The organism is Bowmanella yangjiangensis, from assembly GCF_017255015.1.
GTDB lineage: Bacteria > Pseudomonadota > Gammaproteobacteria > Enterobacterales > Alteromonadaceae > Bowmanella > Bowmanella yangjiangensis.
In genome coordinates this window covers 1-2,272 of the sequence record NZ_JAFKCS010000123.1, presented here as the reverse complement: position 1 = coordinate 2,272, position 2,272 = coordinate 1, and the positions used below count along the sequence as shown (strand labels likewise).

The 2,272-nt window shown below is 63.6% G+C and carries 2 protein-coding genes; both read left to right on the top strand.

Going from position 1 to position 2,272, the window contains the following annotated elements:
• Positions 1-1,259: DUF1302 domain-containing protein (locus J0A65_RS22470; protein WP_206596544.1), on the top strand; the 1,259-nt coding region annotated here is incomplete at its 5' end.
• Positions 1,260-1,275: 16 nt separating this feature from the next.
• The coding region (locus J0A65_RS22465) for a DUF1329 domain-containing protein (protein ID WP_206596543.1) at positions 1,276-2,272 on the top strand (997 nt) is incomplete at its 3' end.

The window sequence follows — 2,272 nt, the reverse complement described above, 5'->3', positions numbered from 1 at the left end:
GCATCAACTCGATCAACCCGGTGGACATCGCCGCCCTGCGCCGCCCCGGCTCGCAGCTCAAGGAAGCCTTGCTCCCCGTGCCACTGCTCTATGCCAACTTCGGCCTGACCGACAGCCTCAACCTGGAGGCCTTCTACCAGCTGAAATGGCGGCAGACCGTACTGGAGGGTTGCGGCACCTTCTTTGCTGCCAATGACTTCATCCAGGACGGCTGCTTCGGCGTGGCTCGCGGCGGCGCCGCCAACCTCAACGACGAGTTCGGCTACGCCAACGACCTGATCATCCGTCGCGGCAAGGACGACGAGCCCAGCGACAGTGGCCAGTTCGGCCTGGCCCTGCGCTACTTCGCCGACAGCATCGGCACCGAGTTTGGTGCCTACGTAATGAACATCCACTCGCGCACGCCCAACGCCAACGCCCACACCGACCTGCGCCCGGAGGTCGGCGTCGGCTGGATCGCCGGTCAGCAAGCCACCAACGCCGACTATTTTGCTACCTTCCCCGAGGACGTGCGCATCTTCGGCCTGAGTTTCTCCACCAACCTGTGGGGCGCCTCGGTGATTGGCGAGTACAGCTTCCGACCCAACCAACCGGTGGGCCTGCACACCGGTGATACGGTGCCGGCCATCTATGGCAATCCGCTGGCTATCGCCGGGCTGGGCGCACCGCTGGCCGCTGAACTGATCGCCACGCCACCCGGGTCGGTGTTCAACGGCTACGACCGCCTGAAGGTCTCGCAGCTGTCGCTGGGCATCATCAAGACCCTCCCCCAGGTGCTGGGCGCCGACAGCCTCAACCTGTTAGGCGAGGTGGGTTTCAAGTACATCCACGACCTGCCCGGTCAGGATGAGCGCCGCTACGGCCGCACCGACGCCTACGGCAGCAACCTGGCCGACAGCCAGGGGATCGGATCGCCGGTCTGTACCCTGAGCGTCGCCGAGCGCTACCGCAAGCAGGTCTGCAGCCGCGACGGCTTCACCACCGACTTCTCCTGGGGCTACCGGCTGCGCGCGCAGCTGAACTACCCGGGGCTGTTCGCCGGAGTCAACGTCTCGCCCTTCGTCGCCTTCGGTCATGACGTCCAAGGCTGGTCCTATGACAACAACTTCGTCGAGGACCGCCTGCTTGGCTCGGTGGGGGTCAAGGCTGACTACCTGCAGAAATACTCGGCCGAGCTGTCCTGGTCGGGGACCGGCAATACCCCTTGGATAGCCACCGATGGGGACTTCATCGCGTTCAGCGTCCGTATGGGCTTCTAAGTCACGAGGCAACTAGATGAGCAAGAATCTGTTTTCCGCCGCCGTTCTCGGCACAGTCGTCAGCTTCGTCAGCGCCAACGCGTTGGCCAAGCTGGACGCCAATGAAATCGCCCGACTGGGCCAGGACCTGACCCCGGTCGGCGCGGAGAAGGCTGGCAATGCCAGTGGGACTATCCCCGCCTGGGACGGCGGCCTGACTCAGGCGCCAGCCGGCTATGACCCGAGCAAGGGCTATGTCGACCCCTTCGCCAGTGAACAGCCGCTGTACACCATCACCGCAGCCAACATGGCCCAGTACGCCGATCAACTGAGTGTCGGCCACAAGGCCATGCTGGAGAAATACCCCAGCTTCAAGATGCCTGTCTACCCCAGCCACCGCACCGCGGGGCTGCCCCAGGCCGAGTACGAGCTGATTCGCCAGGAGGCCGCCACGGTGGAACTGGCCAGTGGCGGCAACGGTCTGGTCAACTATCAGAAGACCACGGTGCCCTTCCCGATTCCCAAGTCGGCGCTGGAAGCCATGTGGAACCACTTGGTGCGTTACCGCGCCGGTGGCTTCACCGACTATCCGACCGAGATGGTGGTCCAGGCCAATGGTGCTTTCACCCCGGTGCGAAGGATTCGCCAGGTTGTCATGGCCTCCGCCATGCCCAATGCCGAGCCCAACCGGCTGTTCTATTTCAAGAACAACGTATTGTCCCCGGACAGCGTGTCCGGCACCCAGACGCTGATTCACGAGCCACTCGACCAGGCCAAGGAGAGCCGCCTGGCCTGGCAGTACAACCCGGGGCAGCGTCGCGTGTTGCGCGCCCCCGAACTGTCCTACGACACCCCAGTGGGCACCTCAGACGGCCTGCGCACCAACGACTCGGTGGACATGTTCAACGGTGCGCCGGACAAGTACGACTGGAAGCTCATCAGCAAGAAAGAAATGCTGATGCCCTACAACACCTACAAGTTGGCCGACACCTCGCTGAAATACGAGCAGATCATCCAGGCCAACCACCTCAACC